General features: G+C 66.9%; 18 protein-coding genes, 1 tRNA gene and 2 rRNA genes (1 of these 21 only partly in view). 3 read left to right on the forward strand and 18 right to left on the reverse strand.

Translation table 11 applies throughout. The features are described from left to right. Window positions 1–63 precede the first annotated feature (63 nt). The 13 genes from CSW64_RS20485 to CSW64_RS20545 form a co-directional block, all read right to left on the reverse strand. On the reverse strand, window positions 64–567 hold the full coding sequence (locus CSW64_RS20485) for a hypothetical protein (protein ID WP_099623844.1): 504 nt from the start codon (window positions 565–567) through the stop codon (window positions 64–66). Window positions 568–581: 14 nt separating this feature from the next. Continuing rightward, window positions 582–2,171 (reverse strand): putative porin, encoded by a 1,590-nt coding sequence (locus CSW64_RS20490; protein WP_099623845.1) that lies wholly within the window; start codon window positions 2,169–2,171, stop codon window positions 582–584. 40 nt (window positions 2,172–2,211) lie between these two features. Then, window positions 2,212–2,886: a hypothetical protein gene (locus CSW64_RS20495; RefSeq protein ID WP_099623846.1), complete on the reverse strand. Its 675-nt coding sequence runs from the start codon at window positions 2,884–2,886 to the stop codon at window positions 2,212–2,214. 22 nt (window positions 2,887–2,908) lie between these two features. Beyond that, window positions 2,909–3,316 carry an ExbD/TolR family protein gene (locus tag CSW64_RS20500; RefSeq protein WP_099623847.1) on the reverse strand — a complete coding sequence of 136 codons (408 nt, stop codon included), beginning with the start codon at window positions 3,314–3,316 and terminating at the stop codon, window positions 2,909–2,911. A gap of 9 nt (window positions 3,317–3,325) precedes the next feature. After that, entirely contained in the window at window positions 3,326–5,017 is a 1,692-nt protein-coding gene (locus CSW64_RS20505) for a DUF2341 domain-containing protein (RefSeq protein WP_099623848.1), read from the reverse strand. Between the two features lie 8 nt (window positions 5,018–5,025). After that, window positions 5,026–6,738 (reverse strand): ShlB/FhaC/HecB family hemolysin secretion/activation protein, encoded by a 1,713-nt coding sequence (locus tag CSW64_RS20510; RefSeq protein WP_172448640.1) that lies wholly within the window; start codon window positions 6,736–6,738, stop codon window positions 5,026–5,028. A gap of 270 nt (window positions 6,739–7,008) precedes the next feature. Further along, window positions 7,009–7,284: a LuxR C-terminal-related transcriptional regulator gene (locus tag CSW64_RS20515; protein ID WP_099623850.1), complete on the reverse strand. Its 276-nt coding sequence runs from the start codon at window positions 7,282–7,284 to the stop codon at window positions 7,009–7,011. 53 nt (window positions 7,285–7,337) lie between these two features. After that, window positions 7,338–8,306, reverse strand: coding sequence for a FecR family protein (locus tag CSW64_RS20520; RefSeq protein WP_172448641.1), 969 nt, complete (start codon window positions 8,304–8,306; stop codon window positions 7,338–7,340). A gap of 30 nt (window positions 8,307–8,336) precedes the next feature. Beyond that, entirely contained in the window at window positions 8,337–8,876 is a 540-nt protein-coding gene (locus tag CSW64_RS20525; protein WP_099623852.1) for an RNA polymerase sigma factor, read from the reverse strand. Continuing rightward, on the reverse strand, window positions 8,873–9,592 hold the full coding sequence (locus CSW64_RS20530) for an energy transducer TonB (protein WP_099623853.1): 720 nt from the start codon (window positions 9,590–9,592) through the stop codon (window positions 8,873–8,875). The genes CSW64_RS20525 and CSW64_RS20530 overlap by 4 nt, the downstream gene beginning before the upstream one ends. Next, window positions 9,592–10,218, reverse strand: coding sequence for an STN domain-containing protein (locus CSW64_RS20535; protein ID WP_099623854.1), 627 nt, complete (start codon window positions 10,216–10,218; stop codon window positions 9,592–9,594). The genes CSW64_RS20530 and CSW64_RS20535 overlap by 1 nt, the downstream gene beginning before the upstream one ends. Before the next feature lie 153 nt (window positions 10,219–10,371). Further along, window positions 10,372–11,082 (reverse strand): response regulator transcription factor, encoded by a 711-nt coding sequence (locus tag CSW64_RS20540; RefSeq protein ID WP_099623855.1) that lies wholly within the window; start codon window positions 11,080–11,082, stop codon window positions 10,372–10,374. 119 nt (window positions 11,083–11,201) lie between these two features. Continuing rightward, window positions 11,202–13,418 carry a TonB-dependent receptor gene (locus CSW64_RS20545; RefSeq protein WP_099623856.1) on the reverse strand — a complete coding sequence of 739 codons (2,217 nt, stop codon included), beginning with the start codon at window positions 13,416–13,418 and terminating at the stop codon, window positions 11,202–11,204. A gap of 420 nt (window positions 13,419–13,838) precedes the next feature. On the opposite strand from CSW64_RS20545, the gene CSW64_RS20550 reads away from it, so the two are divergent. Together CSW64_RS20550 and CSW64_RS20555 are read left to right on the forward strand one after the other, a co-directional pair. Beyond that, complete coding sequence (locus tag CSW64_RS20550; protein WP_099623857.1) at window positions 13,839–14,372, forward strand: RNA polymerase sigma factor; 534 nt, start codon at window positions 13,839–13,841, stop codon at window positions 14,370–14,372. 3 nt (window positions 14,373–14,375) lie between these two features. Further along, window positions 14,376–15,413 carry a FecR family protein gene (locus CSW64_RS20555; protein ID WP_099623858.1) on the forward strand — a complete coding sequence of 346 codons (1,038 nt, stop codon included), beginning with the start codon at window positions 14,376–14,378 and terminating at the stop codon, window positions 15,411–15,413. Between the two features lie 101 nt (window positions 15,414–15,514). Here CSW64_RS20555 and CSW64_RS20560 read toward each other — a convergent pair whose 3' ends face one another. Continuing rightward, a complete protein-coding gene (locus CSW64_RS20560; protein ID WP_099623859.1) occupies window positions 15,515–18,526 on the reverse strand; it encodes a TonB-dependent receptor plug domain-containing protein in 3,012 nt (1,003 codons plus the stop codon). A 268-nt stretch (window positions 18,527–18,794) separates the two neighbouring features. On the opposite strand from CSW64_RS20560, the gene CSW64_RS20565 reads away from it, so the two are divergent. Further along, on the forward strand, window positions 18,795–20,909 hold the full coding sequence (locus CSW64_RS20565; RefSeq protein ID WP_150131460.1) for an alpha/beta hydrolase family protein: 2,115 nt from the start codon (window positions 18,795–18,797) through the stop codon (window positions 20,907–20,909). A 364-nt stretch (window positions 20,910–21,273) separates the two neighbouring features. On the opposite strand, the gene CSW64_RS20570 is transcribed toward CSW64_RS20565, so the two are convergent. The 4 genes from CSW64_RS20570 to CSW64_RS20585 all read right to left on the reverse strand — a co-directional run. Then, window positions 21,274–21,522, reverse strand: coding sequence for a hypothetical protein (locus CSW64_RS20570; RefSeq protein WP_099623861.1), 249 nt, complete (start codon window positions 21,520–21,522; stop codon window positions 21,274–21,276). Between the two features lie 201 nt (window positions 21,523–21,723). After that, window positions 21,724–21,800: transfer RNA gene (locus tag CSW64_RS20575), tRNA-Met, on the reverse strand. A gap of 68 nt (window positions 21,801–21,868) precedes the next feature. Then, a 5S ribosomal RNA gene (gene rrf, locus CSW64_RS20580) occupies window positions 21,869–21,983 on the reverse strand. A gap of 81 nt (window positions 21,984–22,064) precedes the next feature. Continuing rightward, a 23S ribosomal RNA gene (locus CSW64_RS20585) occupies window positions 22,065–24,054 on the reverse strand (it continues 798 nt past the right edge of the window).

Below are 24,054 nucleotides of genomic sequence, written 5' to 3' on the forward strand. Positions count from 1 at the left end.
CGCTCCTGGCGGGTGCGGATACGGTCGGTCGCCGCGAGACGCGCGACGGCCGGAAAGGAGACGTCAGTGGGCGGGGGCGGCGGGCGACGCGGGGCGCCGCGCGGCTTCGAGTTCGCGTTCGGGGAAGACCCGCTGGGCGGCGATCTGGTCCTCGAAGCCCTGGAGCTTGTTCTCCAGACGCACGCGATAGAGCTGGGTCAGGGGCTCGCCGGCGGCGGTCCTCTTGCCCAGGCCCATGTCCTCGTAGTCCTTGAGGATCGCCTTGCCGATCGCCACGAGTTCGCGATTGCGCTCGGCGGCGACCTGCAGCGCCTGTTTGGCGACGGCCGCCTCCTGGGCCTTGGCTTCAGCCTCGACGGCGCGCTGCTCGGCGTCGCGCAGGGCGGCCGTGGTCGTCTTCAGCTGTTCGTTGCGCTGCGCGAGGGTGGAGATGATCTGTTCGGCCTGTTCGCGGACGATGCACTCGCCGGCCTTGGCCGGACGGGTCGCGGTCTGGGCGACGGCCGTGACCGCCGCGCCGGCCGACAGGCTCAGCGCGCACAGGACGATGGCGGTGGTGGTCTTCATGACGCTCTCCGGCCCTAGAATTTGACGATGAGGTCGAGCTGCGCGGTGTCGGTGTCGATCGAGTCCGCGCGTGCGCCGGTCAGCGGATCGATCAGGTCCAGCGTCCGCGCCGAGTACCAGCTGGCCTCGAGCGACATGCGCGGGCTGAGTCCGACCAGGCCCTTGATCACGAAACCTTCCTGGTCGGTGCCGCCCAGGCCGAAGTCGCTGTCGGTGAACAGGTCGAGCGTCGAGTCCGCCTCGATATGCCGCCAACCGGCGCTGAGCTGCCACTGGCCGGCGTCATCCACGCGCGGCGAGCCGATCGTGCCGCGCAGGTGCCAGGCCTTGTCGCCGCTGCTGGCCGGAACGCCGTAGCGCTTGGTCAGGGCGGTCTCGTCGAAGGCGGTGTTGAGCAGGCCCTCGGCGTCGAAGGCCATCGTCAGCGCGTCGGTCAGCCTGAACTCGGCCCGGGCGGTCAGCGCGGCCACCTCGTAGCGCGAGGCCAGGCCGAACAGGACCGTGTTCGGCTTGGTGTTGTCGCGGCGGACGTTGAACAGCGAGTTGCCGTACTGGACACGCCGGGGCGTGGTCTCGTCGTTGTTGCGTTGGCCAAGGGTGTTGAACCGCCCCTGGACGTTGTCGAAGTAGTAGTAGGCGCCGGCGAGGCGGAACTTCATCCGCTCGGTCGGCTGGTAGCCGACGCCGAACTGGGCCGCGTAGAGCGTCTTGTCCGGAGCGTCGGAGGAGAACTCCTCCAGCGGGAAGGCCCCGACCGTGCCGAACAGGTGCGGCGCGCTGAAGTGATCGCCCAGCGCGACATCCGTGGTCAGCGCGACGCCGTCGAACTGGACGTCGCGATCCCACATGATCTCGGTCGAGAAGAAGGGGTTGTCGAACTTGCCCAGGATGGCCGAGGTCTGGCGGAACATCGGCTGGTCGCGGAAAGGCGTCAGGCGGACGAAAGCCCGGTCCAGGCCGACGTCGATCTTGTCGAAGTTCGGCGACAGGGTCTCGTTGGTGGACACCGGATCGGAGATGTCCCCGGACACGAAGCGCAGGCCCGCGTCGATGCTGTCGTTGACCTTGGCGTCGATGCCGAAGCGGGCCCGGACCCGGGTGCGGTAGCGGCCGTCGTTGGTCGCCAGGAACGGCGGGGTGGCGCTCTCGACGATGCCGCCGCGGTTGCGGATCTCGGTCACGTTCGGGATCAGCGGCGTGTTGCCGTCGCCGTAGTTTCTCCACTCGCCGCGCACCCGGACGTCGCCGGAGAAGCTGATCCGGTTCAGCCAGCCGGGCAGGGCGTCGGGCTGGGCCCAGTTCTCCTGGCGGGCGGTGGCGAGGACCTCGGTCTTCACCTCCTCCTTGATCTCGGCCCGGAGCGCCTCGGGAACATAGGGCACGCGGACGACGTCCTTGCGTTCCTCGGCGCGGCGGCGGGCCTCGCCCAGGACGGCGTTGGCGTCGTCCTGGGTCAGCACGCCCTTGTCGACCAGCACCTGCAGAATATCGAGGGTCGACGGATCGGTCGGGCGCGTCTGGGCGCCGGCGGCCCCGGCGGCGAGCAACAGGGCCCCGCCGGCGGCCCCGGCGAGCAGTCGGGCGGCGAAGGAGGCGTTGGACATCTTTGACTCCGTGGAGCGTGTTGGGTTCGACCGTTCCCGGTCAGGACTGGTTGAGACGGATGGTGGCGACGAACGGGACGGGTCCGCCCGCGGGCGGCGGCCGATCGACCGCGGACAATCCGCGCAGGGCCTTGTTGATGGACGCCTCGAGCTCGGGCGGGCTGACGTTGGAGACGCTGACCACTTCCACGTTCGCCGAGGCGTCGACGCGGACCTTGATCGAGAAGGCGAAGCCCTCCTGAGCCAGGGCCTTGTCCCGGCGCAGGTGACGCATGATCGCGTTCTTGATGATGTCGGCGTAGGCGCGCGACGCGGCGGCGCCCGACGCGGTCCCGCCGATCAGCGGCCCCTTGCCCGTCCCGCCCTGCCCCCGCGGACCGCCCGAGAAGGGCGACGAGGCGGCGGTCGGGTCCTGCAGCAGGCTGGAGAGATCGCCCGCGGGCGGATTCGTGCTCTCGGGCTGCTGGGCGGACAACGGATCAGGCTGGACGGTCTGCGGCGTCTCCTCCGGCTTGACGTCCTGAGGCTGCTCGACCGGCGCGGGCGGAGGCGGCGGCGGGGGAGGCTGCGAGATGTCGAACATCTCGACCTCCTCGGTCCGCACCCGCTCCTCGACCTTGCCGAGGCTGAGCAGCCACCAGCCGAGGCCGACGATCGCCAAGCAGCCGACGGCAAGCCCCGCCAGCGTCCGCCAGCTTTTGGATTTGGGGGTCATGCTGGACACTCGGACACCGGGTTCAGCCGGCCGGCTTTTCGGCGGGCAGGCCGATCTTGGTGATGCCCACGCCCTTCAGGACGTCGAGCACCTCCATGACCTTGCCGTAGGCGGCCGCGGTATCCCCGCGGATGACCACGGGAGTCTCCGGATCCTCCGCGAAGCGCGCACGCATCTCCTCGGTCAGGTCGGCCACCGTGATCGGCGCGCCGTTGAGGTAGACCTCGCCGCTCGCCGCGACGCTGATCGCCTGGGTCTGGCTGGCCTCCAGCGTTTGCCGGTTGGAGGCCTTGGGGAGGTCGAGCTCGATGCCCGCCACCTGCGCCGTCGCCATCAGGATGAAGACGATGATCAGCACATAGGCCAGGTCGAGCATCGGCACGACGTTGACCTCGTCGTAGATCGCGTCGTCGTCTTGGACTTTCGCCATGATCGCCCCCTACGCGCCGTACTGTTCGGCGAGACGCGCGACGAGGGTGTCGGCGAAGGAGCGGCTGGCGGCGTTGATCCGCTTGATCCGTGTAAGGATGATATTGTAGCCGAACAGGGCGGGGATCGCGACGAGCAGGCCGGCGGCGGTGGCCAGCAGCGCGGCGGCGACGCCGGGGGCGATCGAGTTGACGTTGACGTTCCCCTCGGCCGCGATCGCCGCGAAGGTGATCATCACCCCGATGACCGTGCCCAGCAGGCCCAGGAACGGACCGCCGGAGACCGCCAAGGTCAGCAGCACCATCTTGTCGGACAACCTGTAGGCCTGGTTGGTCAGGACACCGTCGATGCGGGCCTTGAGCGCTTCGATCGATGCGCTGGTGAACCGCGTCTGGCCGCCCTTGGCGCGCAGCTCGACCTCGTGCAGGCCGGCCGCATAGATCTGGGACAGGGTCGAGACGGGGTTGCGGTTGGCCTCGGAGCGCAGGGGCTGGCCGTCGACCGCCGAGGCGTCGGCGTAGGCGTCCTCGAAGGCCTGGTTCTGCTTCTCGATGCGCGAGACCAGCGACGACTTGGTGATCATCACCCAGATCGCCAGGGCGAGCATGATCGCGCAGAGACCGATCACGACCCAGCCTTCCAACGTCACGTTGGTGATGACCGTCATGAAGTAGCCGAGCTCGAACTTGCCCGAGCGGGTCGCCTCAGCGCCGTAGGTCACCAGGCCGCGGCCGTTGTCCGACTGGGCCACCGCGCCGATGTAGGCGGCCGAACGCTCGGCGGCGGCGTAGCGCACGTTGTCGATCTGGCCGGTGAAGCCCTCGCCCAGGATCAGGTCGTCGGTGAGAGCCGGCGTCGCGCCCTGGGCCGTTCCGGCGGGCTTGCCGCCAACATAGAGGTCGACCCGTCCGTCGGCGCGGCCGACGAGGGCCAGGTGGGTCCAGCCGCCGGGGACGGCCGGGATCGAGCCGACCACCTGGGCGCCGCCGATCTGCGCGACGACCTGGCCGCCGGCCAGCGACAGGGTCAGGCCGCCGCCGCGGCGGGCGAGGACGGCGTTCCCGGCCTGGGCCGGCTTGATCCACATCATCAGGGTGAAGGGCGCGCCCGGCTGACCCGCGAGGCTGGTCGAGGCGGCGATCCGGATCGGCGCGCCCGAGAGATTGGCCGACTGCCCGGCGAAGCCCGGCGCAGTAGGAACCGCGCCGACCGCGTCGTTGCCGTTGCGGGTGCGGTCCTTGGCGTCGTTGGAGAAGTCCAGCGCCAACAGCTCGGAGCCGTCGAACACGCCAGCCGGGTTGGCCACCGACTTGGCGTCGCCGCCGTAGTAGAGGTGATAGGTCTGGCTCGACTTGGGATCGAGACTCGTCCCCCGCACCCAGACGATAGCCAGGCCGGCCTTGCGGTCGATGCTCTCGACGTAGTGCTCGACGCGCTTGCCGTCCGGACCGGTCACCCGGATGTCGGAGCCGTCATCCTTCAGATCGTCGAAGGCCACCGTCTGTTCGGACAACCGCAGGACGAAGGGGAAGGTCGGAACCGCGGCGTCCAGTCCGGCGCCCTTGGCGCCCGGATTGACCACGATCTCCTTGCGGATCTTCAGCTTGTCGTCGAACCAGTCGCCGTCCGCCGCCCTGACGTCGTGAACCGACAGGAATGCCGAGAAGGCGGCAAGCAGACCGAGGATGTGTTTTCTGTTCATTTTCCGTCTCAATACTTGGCGCCGAATTTCACATGCAGACGAAGACCGCCCAGGTCGTCCTTGACCGGCGCGCCTGATCTCGAGGGGTCGTCGTCGAACTGGTAGGCAAGGTCGAGCTGGCCGTAGAGCGCCTTGAGAACCTCGAAGCTGGTGGAGACGCCGACGCTGGCCAGCCAGAACTTCGAGGCCTCGCCCGGCAGCGGCCGGTTCAGGAAGGCCCCGCCGCCTTCGGCGAAGGCGGACACCCGCCAGTCGACGGCCTTGTCGAAGGCCTCTCCGGCCCAGGCCAGCGGAACGTCGCGGCTGATGTCCATCGCCACGCGGAAGCCGCTGTCGCCCAGGACCTCGGCCTCGCGATAGCCGCGCACGCTGTTGACGCCGCCCAGCACGAACTGCTCGTTCGAGATCAGCGGCGCGGGCGCCAGCTGCCAGTCGAACATGCCGCGGGCTTCCCAGCCCTCGCCGAAGCGATGGGTGTAGTTGGCCCCGCCGGACAGGAAGAAGAAGCTCGCCTCGGAGTCGGCGCGCTTGCCCGGTCGTCCCTGCGGGCCCGGCAGCGTCGGGTTGTCCGGCACGCCGCCGAACTCGTCCTGATCGCCGACCAGACCGTCGAAGGCGAAGGTGGCGCCGAGGCTGATCTCGTAGTTCGACGTCTTGTCGCCGCCGATCAGCCGGTACTGGCCCGTGAACGGCAGGTAGGTGACCGGCGTGTCGAACACCAACGGCTTGCCGGTGGCCGGATCGGTCAGGCCGATCTGGTCCATGTAGTCTTTGTAGTCGACGCCGATCATCAGCGACTGGACGACGCCCTTGGGCGAGCCCTCCAGGGTATGGATGACCCGAGCGCCGACCATGAAGCCGTCGCCGATGACAGCCAGGCCGCCAACGGTGGCGACATCGGTGTTCGACTGGACCGCATAGCCGAGCACGCTGGTCCGCCCATAGCCGATCGGCGCGTAGTAGGAGGCCGACCAGACCTGGATCTGGTCCATGTCGTAGGGCGCGGTCTGGAAGAACAGGTTGGCGCTGTGGCCGCGCTGCCAGAGGTTGTCGTAGTGGACGGAGGCGTTGGTCCGCCAGCGATCGGTCGAGCGGTTGTACTGGTCGTTCCACTCCAGGCTGGCGCCCCAGGGGCGCTTGTCCTCGACCACCAGATCCACATCGACGGTTCCCGGCGCCTGCCCGGCGCGGAACTCCGGCGTGATGGTGCGGGTGGCGCGGCTGTTGGCGTCGCTCAGTTCGCGCTGCAGCGCCGGGACGTTGGGCACCGCCCCCTCGGCCAGGCCGGGCAGGGCGTCCTTGATCTCGCTGGGCAGGACGTAGCGGGCGCCGCGGACCCGCACCTGGTCCACCTTTCCCTCGACCACCGCCAGCTTGACGATGCCATTGCGCACGTCCTGCGCGGGCACCTCGACGACCACGGTGGCGTAGCCGGCGTCGCGGTACGACTTCTCCAGCGCGCCGCGCGCCGCTTCGACGTCCGGAACGCTTTTGCCGAAGCCGGTGAAGGGCGTCAGGGCGCGCTGAATCTCGGCCGCGCGAAGCACGGAGTTGCCCGAGACCTCGAACTCCATCACGTCGAAGCGGAGGTCCTCGACGCCGGCGTCCGCCGGCGCGGTCGCCACGGGCTCGTCATCCGCAGCCTGCGCCAGCACCGGCGCGGCTGCGCAGAGGGCGACCACCGCGGTCGCCGCGAACAACCCGCCGCGCAGGGACGTCATCCGCTTCCCGCGCTCTTGACCCGCGGGCCTGGCAGTTCCCAGAGCGATCATCTTGTCCCCGACCCTCGATACGAGGCCGGGAAATCAGACTACCCCGGCCGACGGGGAGCCTGCTAACAGTGGTTTGCGACACGAATAATACTATACTAAAGAATAGAGTATCACTGGTTGCAATTGCTGCAAGAAATGCCCGCGAAACTCGGGTCAAATCATCTCGCGATATCAGAGTGACAACTGAAACTTGAGCGGCGACTGCGCCGGCGTCGCCCGCTAGGACGCGGTCAGCAGTTTCGTGATCGCCTCGGCGGTGTTTCTGACCCGCAGCTTCTTCCGGACGCCGGCGAGGTGAAACTTGATCGTCGCCTCGGTCACGCCCAGGATCGCCGCCGCGGCTGTGGCGGTCAGCCCGCCGGCGGACAGCCGCAGCACCTCGACCTCGCGGCGCGACAGGCCGAACCGGTCCGCCGCCGCCCCGAACATCTCAACATTGGCTGGAGCGTCCCAGGCCTGCCCGACCACAACTCTGCGCGCCGCGTTCGTCATCATGGGGCCTCCTCTAATGCTAGGACGAGGCCAGGTGCGGAAATGCGAAAACGTCGTCAGCCCAGGATGACGATCCCGCCCGGCAGCTTCGTCAGCCTGGCGTCCAGGGATCGCGCGAAGTTGGTCAGGGCCCCGTCGATACGATCCAGATGCACCACGCCGCTCACCCGCCGAGAGGCCAGGCCGCCGTCGCGCAGCACGATCCGCCCCGGCCGATAGCGATTCAGCTCCTCGATCACTTCGCCAAGAGCACGGTCTTCGTAGACCAGCTGCCTTGATCGCCAGGCCACCGCCTCGGCCGCCTCGGACGATCGGACCAACTCGGCGACACCCTCGCCCAAGCGCAGCAGCGTGCGGGGACCAAGCGTCAGGCGCGATCCCGCCTGCTCGACCAGGACCTGGCCCTGCAGGCACAGGATACTGGCGTCGGAACCGTCACGCCGCAGCACGAACTGCGCCGCCTCGGCCATCGCCACGGCCGACCCGACACGGGCGACAAAACGGCTGGGCGGCGCATCCTGCGCGATGGTGAGCAGCACCTCTCCGCGCAGCAGTTCCAGCCCCTGCCCGGTCTCGGCCGTCCAGAGGCGCGCGCGCGTGGCGGTGTTCAGGTCGGCGGTCACCCCAGTTCCGAGCGCAACGGTGCGCTGCTCGCCTTTCGCCGTGGCCAGCAAGGTCTCGTGTTCGCGTCCGCCGTCGACCGGCCTGGCGCCCAGATAGGCCAGCCCGGCGACGCCCGCCGCCATGGCCCCGCCGCCGATCAGCGCCGCTCGCCGGGTCATCCGCGGTCGGCGCAACGGAACCACCCGCGCCTCGGCGTCCGTCGCCAGCGCAGACCCCAGCTCCGCCCACAGACGGCGCGCGCGCTCGAACGCGACCTCCGCCGCGGGAGACGCCGCGCGCCACTCGGCCAGCCGCAGCAGATCAAGCTCGGTCGCCGCGCCCGACCGCAGCCGCACGATCCACGCACGCGCCTGCGCCTCGAGATCGTCGCCCGATCCTTCCGCCGGGATGTCGCGCTTCACGTCCATCATCGTGGGTTGCAGTCCATTCTCTTATCTAGACGTCGCGGAGGGCGAAGTTACGAAACCGACGCGATCGAGGGCGCTCAGACGGTCGGCGCAATGGTCCAGCGCATGACGCAGCTCCATCTCCACGGTGCGTTTCGAAAGCCCCATCTCCGTGGCGATCTCCTGGCAGGACCGACCATCAAGCCGCGCGGAGACCAGGATGGCGCGACGGCGGGCCGTGAGCCCGGCCACGGCCTGCTCCAGAGCCCGCAGCTCCAGCCGCGCCGCCGCGGCCCGCTCGGGATCCGGCGCGCCATCCGGCAGGGCCAGCAGCGCATCGATGTCCGCGGCCGAGGCCAGACGCGCGCCGGCCCGGCGCCGGTCGACCGCGATGTTCATCGCCATGCGATGCAGATAGGCCCGGGCGTCTCTGACCAGGCCCAGGTCGCCGCCCCTCGACAGCCGCAGCCAGGTCTCGCTCAGCGCTTCGTCGGCGAGCTCCCGCGACCGCAAGCGACCATGAAGCCGCGTGCGAAGCTCCGGATACAGCTCCATGAACCTGGCGACGAGCTCCGCTCTGGTCATCGACCCGGCAGCCTGAAGGGGACCGGCAGCTCGATCTCGACCGGCGCGGGCAGATCGTCCGGCACGACCGGCATCGGCTCCGCGCGCCACAGGGTCTCGAGCGCCGCCTGATCGAGGGCGGCGTCGCCCGAACGCCCGACGACCCAGGCCTCTTCGACCGAGCCGTCGCGGGCCACGCGGAAGCGGACCAGCACAAGGCCCTCGGCGCGGCGCACGACCGCCTCGGACGGATAGAGCCGGAACGGCCGGATATGGCGCTGCAGCCGACGCTGATAGGCGTTCTGGCCGCCGACGCCCGCCCGCCCCTCCCCGGCGCCCTCTCCGACGCTGTCGGCCGGCCGCAAGCTGACCTCGGCGAGCGCCTTGGCCAGCGCGGGATCGGGCGTCGGGACTGCGGGGCCGGCGTCCTGGCCCTGCCTTCCGCTCCCGGTCTCGGCGCCGGCGGGGCGGGGCGCGATTTCCGCTTCCTGCCCTCCGCCCGCCTCCTCGCCCTTGGCGGCGCCGCCCCGTCGCGGGCTCGGCCAGGTCGAGGGCGCGCCCAGGGGCTCCATCAGATCCAGCGAGACCACCACCGGCCGCACCGACAGCCCGGGACTATGGGCGAACAGGGCCCAGACCAAGACCGCATGGAACGCCAGCGCCCCCGCCAGCACGACCGCATCCCGACGCCAGGGGCGGTGCGTCGGGCGCACATCCATGTCGAAGACGGCCGTCATCACATCGCGCTGATGCGCAGCCGGATCGGCTGGGGCATGGCCTGGGGCGGCAGACTGGCGACCCTCAGACCCGCCAGCGACTCCTCCACGAGCAGACGCGTCTCCACCTGGTCGAGCGGTCCGAGCGTCTCCAGGCGCGTAACGGCTCCGTCGCGATCCAGCCAGACATAGAGCTGCAGCTCGTATCGCCGCCCCTTCAACGCCCGCTGTTCACGCAACTTGCGGAAACACTCCTCCAGCAGCAGCGAACCATACCAGGCGTAGTCGACGCCCTTGGCCTCCCCGATCACGGGCGCCGTGACGACCAGATCGTCCAGCCGCATGTCCGGGCGAGCTTCCGTCGCTCTGGGAACAATGGTGAAGGCGTCCCGCCGGGTGAACCGGGCCACCAGGCCGGTTCCCGCCAGCAGCTGACTTAGCGCCTCGTGCGGCGACCTGGCTCGAACCGGCCCCGCCGCCCGTCCCTCGGCCAGCGCCTCGTCATAGTTGAGATGAAACCCGGACTGTTTGCCGAACCGCGCCAGAGCCTCCGAAAGCGGCAGGACAGGATAGTCATAGGCCGCGCCGGACTGGGCCCGCGCCTGAGGCGCCAGGACGGCGACCGCCGCCAGGCCGCTGATCAGCACGACGGCGGCCGCGCTTCTGACCCCGCTTGAATGCACTGGACTTGGCATGAGACCGGCCCCGCCGCGCACCTTCGGACGCGCGCCCCCGGACCACATTTCCCACAGTTTTGCGACAGCAGAACAACGGTCGCGAGCCGATCCGGCCGCAGCGCGTCAGCCCGACGTCGCCCAGGGAAGGCTTCCCTCGGAGAAACTCTGCACGATCATGTAGCCCTTGCCGTAGATCGAGATCAGCGGAAACCCTCCGCCGGGAAACAGCTTCAGCTTCTTCCGAATGCGAGCCACGTGGGTGTCGACCGTCCTCGAGGACGCGGTCGACTTGTACTTCCAGATCCGCTCGTAGATCGTCTCCCGCGAGATCGGATTGTTGGAGTTTCTGAACAGCATCAGGCTGAGCATGAACTCCTTCTCCGTCAGGGGAACGAGCTCTCCGTTGATGACCACGGCGCGGCCGCCCGGATGAAAGGCGTAGTCGCCGAACTTCAGCTCCTGCGAGGGGCCGCCGCCCGCGTATCGCCGCGTCAGGGCCTTCACGCGCGCGCTGATCGCCCGGGGCGTCGTCGGCGGAACGATCAGGTCTGCGGCGCCGGCGTTGAGCCAGGCGACGACCTCGTCTTCCGTCGACTGGTCCGCCAGGACCAGAACCGGCATCGGGTTCGCGCTGCGCAACCAGCTCATGATCTCGCGATCGTCCCGGTCGCGGCCCCTGCGGCTGAGGATGAGCGCGTCATACCGTCCTTGGACCGGAAGGGAGGTGAAATCGTCCCAGTCATAGAACAGGTGGCAGCGGTGCTCGTCGCACGACAGAGCGTCCTCGATCTCCCGCGCCTGACGCCGGTCGTCGTCGATGATCGCAATCTTCATGGGCCGATCCCGAATGTCCGCGAACAGGGGTCTTCAGAACCGATGACGCCGCCCAGGGTGAAATCCTCCAAACAAATGTGTCGGATTTGTCTTGCGATCGTCACTTCGGGATCGTCCGCCTAGAAGGCGCGATCGAACGCGACGCCGATGGTGCGGGGAGGCTCGACGAACCGCTGCGGCCCGCTGGAGAGCGTGACCCCCCGGGCGTCCGTGATGTTGTTGACGAACAGGCTGAATTCCGTCGAACCGTGGCGCAGAGTCAGGCGACCGTTGAAGACGTGATAGCCGTTCTCGGCCGGCGTCGCGCCGAGGTTGGACGGCGCGCGCGACGCGAACCTGTGCGACAGCGTCAGGGTCGGCTGCAGGGGAAGATCAGCCCAGCGGTAGGCGACGGTCTCGGACAGACGCCATTTCGCGGCCCCCGGCAGGACGAGATCCCGGGGGGTCAGGCCAGGCTCCAGGTCAAGCTCGGCGTCCAGGTAGGTGAGGTTGGCCTGCACGGCGAGGTTCGGCGCCGGGGCCCAGCTCAACGCGCCCTCGAAACCGTAGCTGTCGGCCTGCTTCAGGTTGGTCACGTAGCCGACGCCGGGGGCGGCGAGACGAACCTGCACGTCGCGCCAGAGGATCCCGAACACGGCCGCATCAAGGCTGATGCGCCGATCGGCGGAAGCCAGCTTCACGCCGATCTCGGCGTTCCACAGCGTATCGGGCTGGAAAGTGGTGGCCGGCCCGCCGGAGAGGTCGATGTTGAGGCCGCCGTACCGCGCGCCCTTTGACAGGGTGGCGTAGACGAGACGTCGATCGTCCGGCCGCCACGAGACGGTCACCTTCGGCGTGAACCCCTTCATGTCGAAGTCGGCGCTGTGGCGATCGGTGACGATGTCGACGCCCGCTAGGTCGCTCTCCGTCAGGCGGAACAGACGGCCGCCGACTTCGATCCGCCAGTGCGGCGCGAGCTGGTAACCCGCTTCCGCGAACAGCGTGCCGACCCGCGCCTCGTAGCCGTAGCTCATGGCCGCGAGCAGTTTCGCCGCCGGTCTGGCGGAGCGTGGAGCCGCCGTGTAGACGCTCTCGACGCTCACCCGCGTCTGGTCGTAGACAGCGCCCAGCAAGAACGACAGACGCCGGTCGGCGGGCGACGCCAGGCGGATCTCCACCGCATCCCCGCGCGAGCCGTAGTTCTCGGCGGATTCGTCGACGATCGCGCCGTCCTGCGCACGCTGGAAGCTGCCGCCCACAAAGCGTTTCTTGTCGCGCCGAGAGGCCTGAAGCGTCAGCGTCCCCCATCGCGTGTTCTGGTCGACGCGCAGCAGGGCAAGCTGTGTCCTGAGGTCGACCGCCTCCGGAAACGGGCTGTTCTTGACGGAGAGAGGATCCTCTTCCTCGTAGCCCAGATCCGCCGTGTCCTGCGACTGCGTCAGCCACATCAGGCTCACCCACGTCGAGGCGGTCGGAACCCAGGCCAGCTGAAGACGACCGCTACGGGTCAGCAAGGTGTTGCTGTTCTTGCCGACGCTGACGTTGTCGACGAAGCCGCCGTCCCTTCGGTAGTTGTAGGTCGCGCGCAGGGCCAGGACGTCGCCGACGACCGGCAGGTTGACCATCGCCCGCGCGGTTCCGGATCCCGCGCCGCCATCGACCCGCGCGGCCGACAGCTGGAGCCGCGCCTCCCGTTGCGCGAGGTCGGGCTTGCGGGTCTGGAAGTTGATGGCGCCGCCGAACGCCGAGGCGCCGTACAGCGTGGTCTGCGGGCCACGAAGGATGGTGATGTTCTCGAGGTCGAAGGGGTCGATCTCGATCGCTCCCGTCGCCAGGTAGGGATCGGTCAGCGGCGTCTCGTCTATGAAGTAGCCGACCACGCCCTGCCCGCGCGACACGCCCGAGCTGGTCGTGATGCCGCGAATGGCGGCGCTCGACACGCCCGGCGCGATGGCGTTGAACTGGACGCCGGGCGCCATCGGCAGGATGTCGCTCAGACCCCGCCCCGTCTGCCGGTCCAGGAGGTCGCCCCTGATCGCCGTGAGCGAGGTCGTCGAGGCCTGGGCGGTCTGCGGACGCTTAAGCGCCGTGATGACGACCGGCTCCACCGCGACGGGCGGCCGAACCTCCTCCTCCGCGATTTCCGCGGGCGGGGGAGATGATCTTTCTCCCTTCGACGCCGTCCGGACGGGAGGCGTGGCGGCGGACCGCGCCACGATCATCAGCGCCCCGGACCGGCTCCGCTCGTAGCCGAGGCTGGTGCCGGCCAATAGGCGTTCGATCGCCGCCTCGGCCGTGAAGGCGCCCTTGAGACCGGACACGCGTCGGCCGCGGACCAGGGCGTCGGTGAAAATCAAGGGCTGGCCCGTGGTGGTTCCATATCGCCGGAGCGCCGGCCCGAGCGCGCCCGCGGGAATATCGAAGGCGAAAGTGCGCTGATCCGCAAAGGCGGCTTGCGGCGCGACGGCGAGAAAGACGCCCGCCGCACCGACCAAGGATAGCCAGCGTGCGCCCCGGTCAATCAATCGAAGGCCGGCCTGACTGGAAGCGGAACCCGCAAGACGACAAACCCCTTAAGCACTGATACAAAATAACAGTCGCGCTCCCCACGCCAGCGGACAAGTCGTCACAACCTTCCAAGGCGGAAGGCCGGGCGTCGCCTTGGTGGACGAAGCCCCTCCCCTCGTGCATTCAACGAGCGAAATATCGTCCTGAGTCAATTGTGGCGCGACAGGACTCTTGTGTGACGGATTGTGAAAAAGAGCGATCCCTCTCCCTTGCCGCCCGAAGACGGGCCAGGAGACCGCGAGGAGCCGGCAGCCGTCTACCGCCGGCTTCGAGAGCCGCTGCTGCGCTTTTTCGGACGACGGGTCGGCGACCGCGCCGAGGTCGAGGACCTGACTCAGCAGGTCTTCATGCGGCTGCTGGGCGCACGCGAGACGGAGACGATTGAAAACATCGACGCCTTCGCCTTCAGGATCGCAACCAACCTGCTGCACGATCGCGGCCGCGCGCATGTACGGCGCCCCGAGGTCGTCCAGGATTTCACGGCGCCCGGCGCGGAGGGGACTCGCCATCTGGTGGAGGATATTTCGCCCGAGCGCGTCTTCGTAGGCAGGGAAACGCTCGGCGAGGTTTTGGCCACACTGGACGAACTGGGCGAGCGCACGCGCGACATCTTCGTCCTGTTCCGGATTGAAAAGATGAAGCAGCGCGACATCGCCGCGCTTTACGGCATAGGCCAGAGTACGGTGGAGAAGCACGTCATGAAGGCCGTCCTGCACCTGACCCGAAAATACGGTTTGGATTGAGCCATGCCCATCGACGCCGGTCATGGCGACCTCGACCCTGATATCCTCGAGCAGGCCGCCGCCTGGCGGATCCGGCTCTCGGAGCAGGGTCTCGAGAGCTCCCTCGAACTCGAAACCTGGCTGGCGGAGGACGCCCGTCATGAGCAGGCCTGGATCGCCGTCGAGCGCTCCTGGAACCGCGTGGCCCAGGCCGAGGCGGAAGCCGCGCCGCTGGAGCGCGAGCGCGCGCGCCGTCGGGCCCTGCGAAACGCCAGGTCCGAGGGCGCTCGCCGCCGCCTCGGGATGGCCCGTCCCGCCGTGGCGGCGAGCGTGGCGATCCTCGTCATCGCCTCGACGGCGGGCGTATGGACCTGGCAGGCCCGGCAGACCCAGACCTACACGACCGTTCCGGGTGAACGGCGGACCGTGGTCCTGAAGGACGGCTCCAGCATGCAGCTGGACTCCGGCACGGTGCTGAAGGTGCGATACACGGCGCGGGCCCGCACGGTTGAGCTGGATCAGGGACAGGCAAGGTTCGAGGTCGCGCATGACGCGGCCCGTCCGTTCAGCGTTCGCGCCGGCGAACAGAGCGTGGTGGCCACGGGGACGAACTTCAACGTCGACATGCTGCCTTCCCGGCTTCTCGTGACGCTGCTGCAGGGAACAGTCCGGGTCGAACCCCGCCCCCACGGCTGGCGCGTCTCCAAGACGCAGAGAGCGAACTGGACGCCGGTGAACATGACGGCGGGGCAGGAACTGACGATCCTCAAGAACGGGGCCGCGCCCAGCCTGCGCCAGGCCAAGACCGATCAGGTCACGGCGTGGAACGCCGGGCTGCTGTCGTTCGACGAGGAACCGCTGTCGTCGGTCGTCGAACGCGTCAACCGCTATGCGAGCGTCGCCGTCGTGGTGGACGATCCGGCGACGGCGAACCTGCCCGTCAGCGGCGTCTTCAAGGCCGGCGATGTGCCGGGCCTGGTGGATACGGTGACCGAGTATCTGCCCGTCCAGGCCTCCACCGGCGCGAACGGCGCGATCCATCTCAGCCGACGCGATCGATAGCCGCCGTCGTCGCTCCCCAAGAAGATCGAAGCCCTCCCGCCCGGCGAAAGGCGAGAGGGCTCCTGTCTAGCCCGCGGTCCGGAGGGCGATCGGGCCCGTGACTAGAACTTCCTCTCCAGTTGGATGAAGAAGCGACGTCCGAGGAAGTCGGAGCTTCCCCGCAGACTGATGCCGGCGCGGCCGCCGATATCGCTCGAGATAGCAGGCGGCGCTTCGTCGAAGAGGTTGTTGACCCCGACCCAGAGGGTCGTCTTGTCAAACCGCCGGCGGTAGCTGACGGTGTGATAGATCATCGCCTCCTTGTGCAGCTTCCGGGTGTAGCCCTGCGGATAGTTGGCGCTGGGCAGGGTCTTTTCCCCGGTCTCGAAGAATCGCTCGTTCGACGACTCCCCGATGTAGCTCACGCTCCAATAGTAGGTGTTGTCGCCGGACCGGAAGCTGACATTGGTGTCGCTGGTGAACTCGGGGTTCTGCAGCGTGCCGGTGTAGTTGGTCAGCCGCTCACCCTCGGCGGACTGGGCGACGAAGGCCTGCCACGTCGTCTGGGAGTCGATGTTCAACGTCCCCGACGTGAAGGTGTGGCTGAAGTTGATCCCCAGATCGACGCCGCGCGCCACCTGCCGGCTGATGTTCACATAGTTGTCGGTGATCCGAACGACGTCGTGCGTGATCGGATCCCGGACCAGGAGCTTGCAGTAGACTTCCGGGTTGATGTTCGAGCCATAACAGCCATTGAGGATGTTCGAGGCGCCGTAGTTGTCGACCTGGTCGCGAACGTCGAACGAGAAATAGTCGAGCGCCACCTTCAGGTTGATGTTGGCCGGCGTCCAGACGGCGCCCACGGAAATGGCCTTCGAGGTCTCTGGCGTCAGCTTGGCCCCGCCGCCGGTGAAGACCTGCGGCGTGGCCGCGAAGCCGCCGTAGTCGTCCGGGACGCCGGCCGCGCCGCAGCGCGCCCTCAGCGTGGAGTTGGACGACTCTCCCCAGCGGGTGCAGGGGTCGTTGCCGTTGAAGAAGCTGGTGCTGTCGGCCAGGTAGCGCTCATAGAGGGCCGGGGCGCGGAACGAGGTGCCCACCGAGCCGCGGAAGCGGTACTCAGAAGACAGGGCCCAATCCAGACCGACCTTGTAGGTCGTATGCGACCCGAAGTCGTCGTAGTTGGAGAAGCGCGCCGAGGCCGACAGGTCGACGCTTTCGGCGACCGGCAGGTTCTTGACCACCGGCGCCAGGAACTCGACGTAGGCTTCGCCGACGTTCTCCGTGCCCTTGGTGACTCCCGCCGTCGAGAAGCCCCAGTAGTTGCGCTTGACCGCCTGCTCGCCGGGGGTGTCCTTCAGCCGATCCGAGCGGAAGGCGACGCCGGCGGCGACGCTGAGGGGGCCGGCCGGCAAGCGGAACAGATCGCCCGACAGGTTGGCCTCGAAGGAATGGCGGTCGTAGCTGGTCCGCCCCTTCTCGTTGCCGAAGAGGAAGGCCCGCTCCTGCGCCGTGAAGTCGCCCCGGAGCACCCGCGGGTCGAGCCAGGGGATCGTCAGACAGGCGGTCGGCGCGACGGTCATCTGGGCCGGGTTGCAGGCGAGTCCGTTCGAGACGTATTCGTTGGCCTCGTTCACGCCCGTCGCCGCGGTGACCCGGTCCTTGTAGACGAAGTCCTGCGTATAGTCGGCCCGGCTGGCCGTGTACTCGTAGTAGCTGTCCCACTTGAAGCCGTCGAGGAAGCCCAGACCGCTGACCGTGCCCCTAAGGCCCAGGACGGCATGCGCGTAGTCGACGGTCTGCTTGCTTTCACTCTTTCGGAGGATGATGGGCGTCACGCGACCGTCGGTGCCGGGGACGAACTGTCCGTTCACCCTGCAGACCGGGAGGCTGCCGCTGTAGCCGACGAAGCCGCAGGCGGCGCGCAGACCCGCGCCCATGGTGTTCGTGGGGTTGTTGGGGTCCAGATTGGGGAAGAGCTGGTTCATCCCCGTGAAGCTCGACTCCCGCCGGTTGAACAGAACCTCGGCGTAGGCCGTGGTCGTCGGCGTCAGGTCGTAGCTGGCGTTGAACAGGCCGGTCAGCAGCGTGCGCGGCGACCGCACATGCTGCTGATCATACAGCGGCGAGGTCGTGTTGAAGTAGGGCTGGGTCGCCACCTGGCCGCCGCGGCCGGCGCGAACCCAGTCCGGCAGGAACGCCCGTAGATTCAGGCCCGCGGCGGGATAGTTCGGGTAGTTCTCCAGCTTCGGATCATACTGGAAATAGCCCCCGAAATAGCGCCCTTCCACGACCGAGTTGCCGATCGTGTTCGAGCACTTGAAGCCGCCGTCGGCGCCTCGGAAATCAACTCGGTTCTTGCCGTTGATATCGGTGATGTAGTCCTCGGCGCAGGCCGTGTAGCGACGGTCGCCGTGCGTGAGGCCCTTGTCCTCGGTGTAGCTGAACGAGCCCGCGATGTACCCCTTCGGCAGGGTTTTCCCGTAGGCGGCGTTGAGGGTGTAGACCTCGCCGCCCCCGTGCTGCGGGATGTTCGCGTAGGCGTTGACGGTCAGGCCGTCCATGTTGGTCTTGGTGATGTAGTTCACCACGCCCGCGACCGCGTCCGAACCGTAGATCGACGAGGCGCCGTCCTTCAGGATCTCGATTTGTTCGAGCGCCATCTGGGGCAGGACGTTGAGGTCGACGGAGCCGACGCTGCCGCCGACGCCGGCCGGGCCGAGGCGCCGTCCGTTGAGCAGCACCAGGGTCCGCGAGGCGCCGAGGCCGCGGAGCCCCAGGGTCTGCACGCCCGGACCGCCGGTCACGGCGAAACCGCCCAGCAACGTGTTGATCTGCTGCGAGGTCGTCGCCTGCGGCAGGTTCTGCAGCAGATCGGCGGCCGTGCTGACGCCTTCCAGCGCCGCCTCCTCGCTGGTGATGATCGTGATCGGCGAGGAACTGGTGAAGTCGGACCGACGGATGCGCGACCCCGTGATCACCACCGCTTCGACGGCTTCGGCCGTTTCGTGATCAGGCTTCGGCAGGGTTTCGGGCTGCGCGGCCGGCGGAGCCTCCTGCGCCAGAGCCAGCGCCGGAACGGCGAGGCCGCAACTCGCGCCCAGAGCGGACGCGAGCAGGAAATGTTTCAATGACACTAGACTGTACCCCCAATGGTCCTATTCGATCCACGCGATATTGCGCAGCTTGGGATCATCTGTGAGGTCGCCCTGCGCGATTATCAAAGTGAACAATTGCAAACATTGGCGCTGAAATTAAAACTCGACCTTGAAGACACTGTATTCAACCCCCTATGCGGAGGTCATATTCTTAATATGTCGCCAGATATATTACTCTCGGCAACTTGTGGTTAGCCCAGAGTGGTGAGAAGCGACAATCTCCTCGGGGGTTGTATTGATCAGGAAGATGTCCCTTCGCCTCGCTGCTCAGCAGGCGATTGCGTTCGGCCTTTGCGTCGCGCCGGGAGTCGCCGCCGCGGCGCCGGCCGCCCCGCCCGCGGAGGACTTCGGCGCCCGTCCCAGGATCGCGAACGTCACCGTTTCACCCGGCGGGACGCGGATCGCCGCGCTGATCTCGCCCGACGGCGCTCCGCCCCGGATCGCGGTCTGGGAAACGGCCGACATGACCAAGCCGCCCAAGATCATTCCGGCGGCGGCGGACCTCGAGTTCAAGTCCGTGCGCTTTCTCAAGGACGACCGGCTGTGGGTGACGGTGTCCCAGCGGTTCGAGGCCGACGGCGGCCGCACCTACGCCTACCGCAGCCTGCTGACCGATCCGGCGGGGAGCTTCTTCACGACCCTGGCGATCACCAAGCCCGGCGAGAGCAAGGACAAGGCGGGCGTGAGCTATGAGGTCCGAGGCTCGAACCGGGGCTTCGGCGGCATGAACCTCATCTCGAGCCTGCCCTCCGATCCCGACTATGTCCTGGCTTCGGACGCGGCGACCGGCTCGGTGTACCGGGTCAACGTCCACTCGTCGGCCTCGAACCTGACCTACGAGCGGCTCTACAACGGGTCGGACGAGTACAGCACCGCCGCCTGGAACTGGGACATGACCGATGTCCGGGCGCGGGTGTACGGCGACTTCATCGACGGCAAGCCGACCCAGGTCGTCCAGATCAAGAACCCGACCACCGGCCAGTGGGAAGACCACTTCAAGAATACGGTGGCCGATCGCCAGGTCCTGGACGTGGTCGACGTCACCGCCGATCCGGACGTGGTCCTGATCGCCGCCACGCGCGGCGGCGGGCATGCGGCGATCTACCCCTATTCCGTCAAGGCGCGAACCTTCGGCGAGCCGCTGTTCGCCCACAACGCCTTCGGCGCCACGGGCGTCATCCGATCCCGCGATCCCAAGGAGAAGGGCACGGCGGACGAGGGGCGCGTGCTCGGCTACACCTATGGCGGCGTCACCGGGGGCGAGGTCTACTGGATCGACGAGCGCATGAGCCAGACCGCCGCGGCGCTCAGGAACGCGCTGGGCGCCAAGGAGACGCCCCTGATGTGGGTGGATCCCGACACCAACAAGACGGTCAAGATGACCGTCCCCGAGAACTATGCCGTCTCGATCAACAGCATGAGCAACGACCGCCGTGTGATGATCGTCGAGCGGGCGGGCCCGAGGGCGCCTGAGGAGTACTACGTCTACATCGACGGCAAGGGCCTCAACCTGCTGGCGCGGTCGCGGCCGCAGATGTCCGTGGCCGCTCTGGGCGACACCCGGCTGGTCGAATACCCCGCCCGCGACGGCCTGATGATCCCGGCCTTCCTGACCACGCCCGATCCGAAGATCTGGGGCAAGGGTCCCTTTCCCGCGATCGTGGTCCCTCACGGCGGGCCTTGGTCCCGCGACTACTGGAGCTGGGATCCCTCCGGCTGGACCCAGTACTTCGCCGCCCGCGGCTATGCGGTCATCCAGCCTCAGTTCCGCGGCAGCGAGGGCTGGGGGATGAAGCTGTGGAAGGCCGGCGACGGCGAGTGGGGGCAGAAGATGTCGGACGACAACGACGACGCCGCCCGCTGGATGATCGCCCAGGGCATCGCGCGGAAGGGCCAGGTGGCGCTCCACGGCTACTCCTACGGCGGCTTCGCGGCCTTCGCCGCGGGGGTGCGCGGCTCGACCGGCGAGTTCCGGTGCGCGATCGCCGGCGCCGGGGTGGCGGAACTGCCCCGCTGGCGCAACCTGGTCAGCGACTCGCCCTTCGGCCGCGCCTTCCAGGGGGAAACCCTGCGCGGCATGGATCCGTGGCAGAGGGCCGCCGAGACCTCGATCCCGATGATGATCTATCACGGCGACCGCGATCAGCGCGTGCCGATCCGCGAAGGGATGGGCATGTACGAGAAACTGCGCGCCGCCGGCAAGCCGGTGACCTTCCTGGAACTGAAGGACATGGGGCACCAGTACGACAAGTGGTCCGCCGACAACGTCAAACAGGTCCTGACCGGCGTCGAGACGTTCCTGGCGAACGACTGCGGGCTGCCGCCTCCGGGTCGAGCAACAGCGCCGTCATCCAGTCAGTGACGGCCCTCAGCGCCGCCACAGGCCTGGCGGCGCGGCGACCGAGCATCTTTCCCCAAGGGATGCTCGGTCGTTTTCTTTCCTCTCGCCCCGCGCCGCTTCCACCGCGCCCGTCGCGTGGGCCCGGATCGCCGGGGGCCTGCCCCAGCTAAGCCCTGACAACCGATCGAGCGCGCCCGAGGGCGCGCCGGCGTCGATGGCGTCGACGGCGGTCGCGATCAGCTGGACTGGCGGCTTCATCGCCACAGGCTGGACCATCGCCCCGAAGGCGCGCTGCGGCGCGCTCGAGGATGGGTCCCGTCCGCGCCCCATATCGCGCACCGGCGTGCGCGGGTTATGGGACGCGGTCCCGGATCGGCGGCGAAAGCTACAGGTCGATACGCGCGTAGGCCTGCTTCACCGCCGCCCAGCTCGGACGATCCAGGACGTCGTGCAGGTTCTTCCCGAAGTCGTCGATATCGACATCCCCTGGGCAGACGATCGGGACGCCAGCGTCAGCGCCTTGACGCGCCGATGTCGTCAGCGATTGGTGGAACGGCCGGATTGAAGCATCGACAAGGTCATCGAGATCTTGGGAGCTGTTCTCGATGGTTTCGAAGGCATAGCCGTCGGCCAAAGGCGGACCACGGCCGCGAAAGGCGCCTCGATGCTATCGATATCGTCGGGGGTCGCACACCGTTGGAACGCCTCGGGTCAGCCCGGAACTCGGCGCACCGACGATCGCCGGCGTGCGGGTGGCTGGTGATGTTTGTGAAACGGGGATAGGCCCGCGGCTTTTGGCCTGCGGGCTGAGTGTGTGTGTTGTGATTTGGGGTGTTGGTTGCGGGAGCAGGATTTGAACCTGCGACCTTCAGGTTATGAGCCTGACGAGCTACCGGGCTGCTCCATCCCGCGGCCGTGGGGTATCGTTGGGAAGGGTCAGGCTGGCTCTGTGTTGATCAGAGGAGACATCCCTTCGGCGGACCTGGCGGCGACCTACTCTCCCGCGCCTTAAGACGAAGTACCATTGGCCCTGGGGGACTTAACGACCGAGTTCGGAATGGGATCGGGTGGGGAACCCCCGGCATAGCCACCAGGTCGGCGGAAGGGATGTTTAAGAAGACATCGATTGTCGGACGTATGATGTATTGGTGCGCATGATCATGAGTTCAACTAAGAACGATCAAGCCGATCGAGCGATTAGTACCAGTAAGCTGCATGCCTCGCGGCACTTCCACACCTGGCCTATCAACGTAGTGGTCTACTACGGCTCTCAGCGAGACCTTGTTTTGAGGTTAGTTTCCCGCTTAGATGCTTTCAGCGGTTATCTATTCCACACTTAGCTACCCTGCTGCGCGGCTGGCGCCACGACAGGTCCACCAGAGGTGTGTCCATCCCGGTCCTCTCGTACTAGGGACAGATCCTCTCAAGTCTCGTACACCCACGGCAGATAGGGACCAAACTGTCTCACGACGTTCTGAACCCAGCTCACGTACCACTTTAATCGGCGAACAGCCGAACCCTTGGGACCTGCTCCAGCCCCAGGATGTGATGAGCCGACATCGAGGTGCCAAACTTTGCCGTCGATATGGACTCTTGGGCAAAATCAGCCTGTTATCCCTAGAGTACCTTTTATCCGTTGAGCGATGGCCCTTCCACGCAGGACCACCGGATCACTATGGCCGACTTTCGTCTCTGTTCGACTTGTCAGTCTCACAGTCAGGCGGGCTTATGCCATTGCACTCGACGAGCGATTTCCGACCGCTCTGAGCCCACCATCGCGCGCCTCCGTTACACTTTGGGAGGCGACCGCCCCAGTCAAACTGCCCGCCACGCCATGTCCCGGACCCGGATAACGGGCCGCGGTTAGACGTCAACAACAATAAGGGTGGTATTTCAAGGATGGCTCCACCGAGACTGGCGCCCCGGTTTCATAGCCTCCCACCTATCCTACACATGTTGTTGCTAACGCCAAGGCGAAGCTGCAGTAAAGGTTCATAGGGTCTTTCCGTCTGACCGCGGGAACCCCGCATCTTCACGGGGAATTCAATTTCGCTGAGCCTATGCTGGAGACAGTGGGGAAGTCGTTACGCCATTCGTGCAGGTCGGAACTTACCCGACAAGGAATTTCGCTACCTTAGGACCGTTATAGTTACGGCCGCCGTTTACCTGGGCTTCAATTCGGAGCTTGCACCCCTCCTTTTAACCTTCAGGCACCGGGCAGGCGTCAGACCCTATACGTCGCCTTGCGGCTTCGCAGAGCCCTGTGTTTTTGATAAACAGTCGCTACCCCCTGGCTTGTGCCACTCTGCAAAGGTTGCCCTAAGCAGAGTCACGCTTATCCCGAAGTTACGCGTGCAATTTGCCGAGTTCCTTCAGCATAGTTCTCTCAAGCGCCTTGGTATACTCTACCTGACCACCTGTGTCGGTTTCGGGTACGGTCTCCGTTGGAGTTATTTCCAGGGACCTCTTCGCTGCCGTTCCAATCCAATAAGGTTCGACAACTTACGAGATCCGTCACTTCCAACTGGCCCAGGAATATTTACCTGGTTCCCATCGACTACGCCTTTCGGCCTCGCCTTAGGGGCCGGCTAACCCTGCGCAGATTAGCTTTACGCAGGAACCCTTGGTCTTTCGGCGAGAGTGTCTCTCACACTCTTTGTCGCTACTCATGTCAGCATTCTCACTTCCGATACCTCCAGGAAGGCTCACGCCTTCCCTTCGCAGGCTTACGGAACGCTCCGCTACCGCGTGCACAGAGTGCACACCCATACCTTCGGCGACTGGCTTGAGCCCCGTTACATTTTCCGCGCAGGTTCGCTTGACCAGTGAGCTGTTACGCTTTCTTTAAATGATGGCTGCTTCTAAGCCAACATCCTGGTTGTCAAAGCAAACCCACATCGTTTCCCACTTAGCCAGTACTTGGGGGCCTTAGATGATGGTTAGGGTTGTTTCCCTTTTCACGACGGACGTTAGCACCCGCCGTGTGTCTGCCCGGTAGTTCTCTTAGGTATTCGGAGTTTGGTTAGAATTGGTACAGCTCGCGCCGCCCGCATCCATCCAGTGCTCTACCCCCTAAGGAATTCGCCGGACGCTCTACCTAAATAGATTTCGCGGAGAACCAGCTATGTCCAGGTTTGATTGGCCTTTCACCCCTATCCACAAGTCA

Origin of the sequence: Caulobacter mirabilis, from assembly GCF_002749615.1 — a bacterium.
Taxonomy (GTDB): Bacteria; Pseudomonadota; Alphaproteobacteria; order Caulobacterales; family Caulobacteraceae; genus Caulobacter; species Caulobacter mirabilis.

Excerpts from the sequence above, each read along its gene's own strand:
- CSW64_RS20525 (WP_099623852.1), bottom strand. The coding sequence starts at position 8,876 with ATGACCAGAGCGGAGCTCGTCGCCAGGTTCATGGAGCTGTATCCGGAG.
- CSW64_RS20540 (WP_099623855.1), bottom strand. The coding sequence starts at position 11,082 with ATGAAGATTGCGATCATCGACGACGACCGGCGTCAGGCGCGGGAGATC.
- CSW64_RS20485 (WP_099623844.1), bottom strand. The coding sequence starts at position 567 with ATGAAGACCACCACCGCCATCGTCCTGTGCGCGCTGAGCCTGTCGGCC.
- CSW64_RS20510 (WP_172448640.1), bottom strand. The coding sequence starts at position 6,738 with ATGACGTCCCTGCGCGGCGGGTTGTTCGCGGCGACCGCGGTGGTCGCC.
- CSW64_RS20530 (WP_099623853.1), bottom strand. The coding sequence starts at position 9,592 with ATGACGGCCGTCTTCGACATGGATGTGCGCCCGACGCACCGCCCCTGG.
- CSW64_RS20490 (WP_099623845.1), bottom strand. The coding sequence starts at position 2,171 with ATGTCCAACGCCTCCTTCGCCGCCCGACTGCTCGCCGGGGCCGCCGGC.
- CSW64_RS20495 (WP_099623846.1), bottom strand. The coding sequence starts at position 2,886 with ATGACCCCCAAATCCAAAAGCTGGCGGACGCTGGCGGGGCTTGCCGTC.
- CSW64_RS20500 (WP_099623847.1), bottom strand. The coding sequence starts at position 3,316 with ATGGCGAAAGTCCAAGACGACGACGCGATCTACGACGAGGTCAACGTC.
- CSW64_RS20505 (WP_099623848.1), bottom strand. The coding sequence starts at position 5,017 with ATGAACAGAAAACACATCCTCGGTCTGCTTGCCGCCTTCTCGGCATTC.
- CSW64_RS20515 (WP_099623850.1), bottom strand. The coding sequence starts at position 7,284 with ATGATGACGAACGCGGCGCGCAGAGTTGTGGTCGGGCAGGCCTGGGAC.
- CSW64_RS20555 (WP_099623858.1), top strand. The coding sequence starts at position 14,376 with ATGCCCATCGACGCCGGTCATGGCGACCTCGACCCTGATATCCTCGAG.
- CSW64_RS20565 (WP_150131460.1), top strand. The coding sequence starts at position 18,795 with ATGTCCCTTCGCCTCGCTGCTCAGCAGGCGATTGCGTTCGGCCTTTGC.